Source organism: Microbacterium sp. (assembly GCF_047605725.1).
In the GTDB taxonomy this organism is placed as follows: Bacteria; Actinomycetota; Actinomycetes; order Actinomycetales; family Microbacteriaceae; genus Microbacterium.
The window spans coordinates 1-4,793 of record NZ_JASGFE010000082.1 but is presented as its reverse complement, the minus strand read 5'-3'; the positions used below and the strand labels follow the sequence as shown (position 1 = coordinate 4,793).

General features: G+C 73.6%; 5 protein-coding genes and 1 pseudogene. 4 read left to right on the top strand and 2 right to left on the bottom strand.

Annotated features, from left to right (window positions below; genetic code table 11):
* Positions 1-162: 162 nt before the first annotated feature.
* Positions 163-888: a phosphotransferase gene (locus QM641_RS12530; protein ID WP_415116985.1), complete on the bottom strand. Its 726-nt coding sequence runs from the start codon at positions 886-888 to the stop codon at positions 163-165.
* Positions 889-1,124: 236 nt separating this feature from the next.
* On the opposite strand from QM641_RS12530, the gene QM641_RS12525 reads away from it, so the two are divergent.
* The 4 genes from QM641_RS12525 (at position 1,125) to QM641_RS12510 (ending at position 4,396) form a co-directional block, all read left to right on the top strand.
* The gene (locus QM641_RS12525; protein WP_415116983.1) at positions 1,125-1,922 is read left to right on the top strand and encodes an HAD family hydrolase; all 798 of its coding nucleotides are present in this window, start codon (positions 1,125-1,127) and stop codon (positions 1,920-1,922) included.
* Positions 1,923-2,013: 91 nt separating this feature from the next.
* Complete coding sequence (locus QM641_RS12520; RefSeq protein ID WP_415116981.1) at positions 2,014-2,775, top strand: SDR family NAD(P)-dependent oxidoreductase; 762 nt, start codon at positions 2,014-2,016, stop codon at positions 2,773-2,775.
* A complete protein-coding gene (locus QM641_RS12515; RefSeq protein ID WP_415116979.1) occupies positions 2,772-3,572 on the top strand; it encodes an enoyl-CoA hydratase/isomerase family protein in 801 nt (266 codons plus the stop codon). The genes QM641_RS12520 and QM641_RS12515 overlap by 4 nt, the downstream gene beginning before the upstream one ends.
* Complete coding sequence (locus tag QM641_RS12510) at positions 3,569-4,396, top strand: SDR family oxidoreductase (RefSeq protein WP_415116977.1); 828 nt, start codon at positions 3,569-3,571, stop codon at positions 4,394-4,396. The genes QM641_RS12515 and QM641_RS12510 overlap by 4 nt, the downstream gene beginning before the upstream one ends.
* A gap of 15 nt (positions 4,397-4,411) precedes the next feature.
* Here QM641_RS12510 and QM641_RS12505 read toward each other — a convergent pair.
* Positions 4,412-4,793 (bottom strand): annotated as a pseudogene (locus QM641_RS12505) (LacI family transcriptional regulator); the annotation flags it as partial.

Below are 4,793 nucleotides of genomic sequence, written 5' to 3'. Positions count from 1 at the left end.
CCGTGCACCGAGACTGCATGCCCTGCGCGCAGTCTCGGTGCACCGGTGGAGTCTCGCGGTCGGGGGCGGTGCCGGCGGCGGTGCGGGGTGGCAGCGGCGGGGGGCGGCGGCGCCGGGCGGGGCGGATGCTGCACGGTGCGGGCCGGCGGCCGACCCGACCGGTCAGGTCGCGTCCCACAGCTCTCGGTAGTAGGCGAGGCGGACCGCGTCGGGCTCGACGCCGTAGGCGGCGATGAGCGCGCCCTCCCACCCGGGCCCGTAGTTCCACCCGGTGCTCATCGCGGCGACGGCGATGTCGGCCCAGCGGTCGCCGACCCCGAGCGCGCCGAGGTCGACGTGACCGCTCCAGCGGCCGTCCTCGCCGACGAGGGTGTTGGGGCAGCAGGCATCCCCGTGGCACACGACGAGCCGGTCGATCGGAGGGGCCTCGCGGAGGCGCTCCGGCACGCGGATGCCGCGTGCTTCGGCACCCGCGATGCGGGTCGGCACCGTCCACTCGAACGGACACGAAGTCACCGGCAGTGCATCGTGGAGCGCGCGGAGCCCCTCGCCCACGGCACGGACGGCCCGGGCGGGATCGGCGATCCAGCGCGGCGCGACCGCCGACTCGCCGGGCAGGGCTGCCGTCACGACCCACTCGTGTGCGTCGTCGCCGCCGAGCTCGAGCACCTCGGGAACCCGGAGGTACGGCGCGGCCCATGCGATCCGCTCGGCCTCGGCGGCGAAGGAGGTCTCGGCGTGGCGCGGGCCGACCTTCACGTACCGCCCGTCGTCGGTGCGGAAGGTCACGCCGCCCAGGGCGTTCTCCCACACCGGCGTCGGTGTCGCGCCCCGCGCGAGCCGGCGCACGACGGCGGGCACGGGCATGTCGTGCGCGGGGATGGACATGCCCCCATCCTCGCGGGTGCGGTGCCCGCCGGCATCCGGCTCGCCCCGCCTCTGGCCTGCCCTGCATCCGCTCCCGACGCCGCCACAGCCCGCACGAACCTCGGAGAATCGCGCGAACTTCGGAGAATCTCGCCGCAATCCTCCGAAGTACGCGCAACTCTCCGAACCTGGTCTGCCTCGGCTATGGTCGACCCGAGGGCGCTGGTCGCCGGTCGAGCGGGAGGGATGAGGTCGCCGTGATTCGGATCCGTGCCGTGGCCTTCGACCTCGACGGGACGCTCTTCGACCACCGCGGATCAGCCGCGCGCGCGGCCTCGCGCTTCCTGCAGGACCTCGGGCTCGACGACTCGGCAGCGGCTCTCGATCTGTGGTTCGCCGCCGAGGACCGCTGCTTCGAGCAGTGGCGCGCCGGGCGGATCGGCTTCCAGGAGCAACGTCGAGCCAGACTGCGAGCCGTGCTGCCGGCGCTGGGGTTCGCCCTCGACGACGACGAGCGCGAACTGGACCACCTGTTCGACCGCTATCTGCGCGAGTACCGGCGCGCGTGGGCCCCGTTCCCGGACGTGCCGCGGGTGCTCGACTGGCTGCATGACGATGGCTTCGGCCTCGGGCTGCTGACGAACGGCAACGAGGAGCAACAGCTCGACAAGCTGGCGGTGATCGGCATCCGCGCGGCATTCGACTCCGTGTGCATCTCCGAGGCGATCGGCGTGCAGAAGCCTGACCCTCGGGCGTTCGAGCTCCTGGCGGAGAGTCTCGGCTGCGGTGTCGGGGAGTGTCTGTTCGTCGGCGACGATCCGGTCAAGGACATCGACGGTGCGACGAGAGCAGGGATGCCGGCGGCGCTGATCGAGCGGTACGTCGACGGCGCTCCGGACCTCGGAGCGGTCGTCGTCTCGGCGCTGAGGGCGCGGCGCGAGCGTCGTGCGATGACCTCATCGCACGACGGTGCTGCCGCGCGCACCGTCGCCGCGTCCCGCTTACAGGGCCAAGTGCACCGCCGCCCCGCTCAGAGCCGCTCCGCTGCGGGTTGAGCCTGTAAGCGGGACGCCCGCGGCGGGTGACCGACGCCCGCGGCCTGTGACGGGGCCCGCGTAGGCTGGGGACGAGTTCGAGGGAGAGCACATGGACCTCACGAATGCCGCGGCGCTCGTCACCGGCGGCGCGAGCGGCCTGGGCCTGGCCACCGCCCGCCGCCTCGCCGCCGCCGGCGCCCGCGTCACGATCGTCGACCTCGCCGGCTCGGCCGGAGCCGCCATCGCCGCGGAGCCGGGCGGCTCGTTCGCCCCCGCCGACGTGACCGACCCGGCCCAGGTGGCGGATGCCGTCGCCCTCGCCTCCGCCGACGCACCGCTGCGCGTCGTGGTCAACTGCGCCGGCATCGCACCGCCCGCCAAGGTGCTCGACCGCGACGGCATCCCGACTCCGCTCGCGGGCTTCGAGCGCATCGTCCGGGTCAATCTCGTCGGGACGTACAACGTGGTGGCCCAGGCATCCGCCGTCATCGCCCGCACGGAGCCCACCGCGGACGGCGACCGCGGCGTCATCGTGAACACAGCGAGCGTCGCCGCGTTCGACGGCCAGATCGGCCAGCCCGCCTACGCGGCCAGCAAGGGCGGCGTGCACGCGATGACGCTGCCGATCGCACGGGAGCTGGCGCGCTACGGCATCCGCGTCTGCACGATCGCGCCGGGGATCATGGAGACGCCGATGCTCGCGGGCCTGCCGCAGGCCGCGCAGGACTCCCTCGCGCTGCAGGTCCCGTACCCGCAGCGGCTCGGCCGGCCGGACGAGTACGCCGCGCTCGTCCTGCAGGTCGTCGAGAACGGATACCTCAACGGCGAGACCATCCGCTTGGACGGCGCTATTCGGATGGCACCGCGATGAGCGACTCGATCCTCCTCTCCGTCGACGCGGGCCTGGCCCGCCTCACCCTCAACCGGCCCGCGATGCTCAACGCCATGGACTTCGAGATGGCCGGCCGGTGGCGCGACCTCGCCCGCGTGGTCACGTCCGATCCGGCGATCGGGGCCGTGATCCTGGATGCCGCGGGCCCGGCCTTCTGCGCCGGCGGCGATGTGATCGCGATGGCGGGCTCCGGGGCGACCGGCGCCGAGGTGGCCGCGACGGCGGGGGTGATCCACGACGGCATCCGGACCCTCGTGACCTCGGACAAGCCGATCGTCGCGGCCGTGCAGGGCGCCGTCGCCGGCGGCGGGCTCGGCCTCATGCTGACCGCCGACCACATCGTCGCGGCGGGGACCGCGCGGTTCGTCTCGAAGTACGCGAACATCGGCCTGACGCCGGACCTCGGCGTCTCGACCCTGCTGCCCGCGGCGATCGGCCAGCGCCGCGCGCTGCGGCTGCTCCTCACCGACACCACGATCGACGCGGACACGGCCCTGGACTGGGGCCTCGTGAGCGAGGTCGTCGAGCCCGATCAGGTCGCCGCCCGCGCCGAGGAGGTCGCCCGGTTCTGGCTCGCCGGGGCGACCGCCGCGTTCGGGCAGGCCAAGCGTCTCGTCCGCACCGGCGCGGGCCGCGCCCTGGAGGAGAACCTCGCCGACGAGGCGCGCACGATCGGGGCCGCGTTCGACACGCCCGAGGCGGCGGCGCGCATCCGCGCGTTCGCCGCGGCATCCGCCCGCAGGAACGCGGAGCACCCGGAGAAGGAGAACCCATGAGCCTGGCCGGAAAGACCCTGCTGATCTCCGGCGGCAGCCGGGGCATCGGCCTTGCGATCGCGGTGCGGGCCGCGCGCGACGGCGCGAACGTGGCGCTGCTGGCGAAGACCGACACGCCGCATCCGAAGCTGGAGGGCACTGTGCACACCGCGGCGGAGCAGATCCGCGCCGCCGGCGGCAACGCGCTGCCGATCGTCGGCGACGTCCGCAGCGACGACGACATCACCGAGGCGGTGCTGACGGTCGAGGGCGAGTTCGGCGGCATCGACATCGTGGTCAACAACGCGTCGGTGATCGACCTGTCCGGCTCGCTCGACCTCGCCGCGAAGAAGTACGACCTTATGCAGGACGTCAACGTGCGCGGCACGTTCATGCTCTCGCGCGCCGCGGTGCCGATCCTGAAGGATGCCGCCAACCCGCACATCCTGTCCCTCTCGCCGCCGCTGAACCTCACGCCGCGGTGGCTGGGCGCCCACACCGGCTACACGCTCGCGAAGTACGGCATGACGATGGCGACCCTCGGCATGGCGGCGGAGTTCGCCCCGCTCGGCATCGCCGCGAACACGCTGTGGCCCGAGACGACGATCGCGACCGCCGCGGTGCGGTACGCGCTCGGCGGCGAGCGGATGCTGCGCGTCAGCCGCACGCCGGAGATCTACGCCGACGCCGCGTACGAGGTGCTGACGCGCCCCTCCCGCGAGTGCACCGGTCAGACCCTGATCGTCGAGGACGTGCTGCGGGATGCCGGGGTCACCGACTTCTCGCGCTACGCTGCCGTCCCCGGAACCCCCGACTCCGAGCTGTTCCCCGACATCTTCCTCTGAGCGGGACCGCGCGGTTCAGCGGAGGACGAGCCGCGGCTCCACGAGCAGGTGCCCGGGCGGATCGGAGATCGTCACCACGTTGCCCGACGGCCCGAGCAGGAGCCCGAGGGCGCCTGCGGCCACGCGCTCCGGATGCTGCTCGACGCTGGGGAAGCACAACGCCTCGGCCACCGGAGTGTTGTCGAAGCCGTACACCGGCAGCCGGGCGTCGGCGAGATGCGCCCCGACGGCGAGCGTGTCGCTCGCGCATACCACTGCGTCCACGTCTTCGATCGCCGCGGTCACCACGGCCCGCGCGTGCTGTACGTCGTCTGAGGCGACCAGCCGCGGCCCCCCGCCACAGGCCTCCCGCCAGCCGCGCTCGCGGTCGTCGCCGGTCTCCGATCCGCGCGGCCAG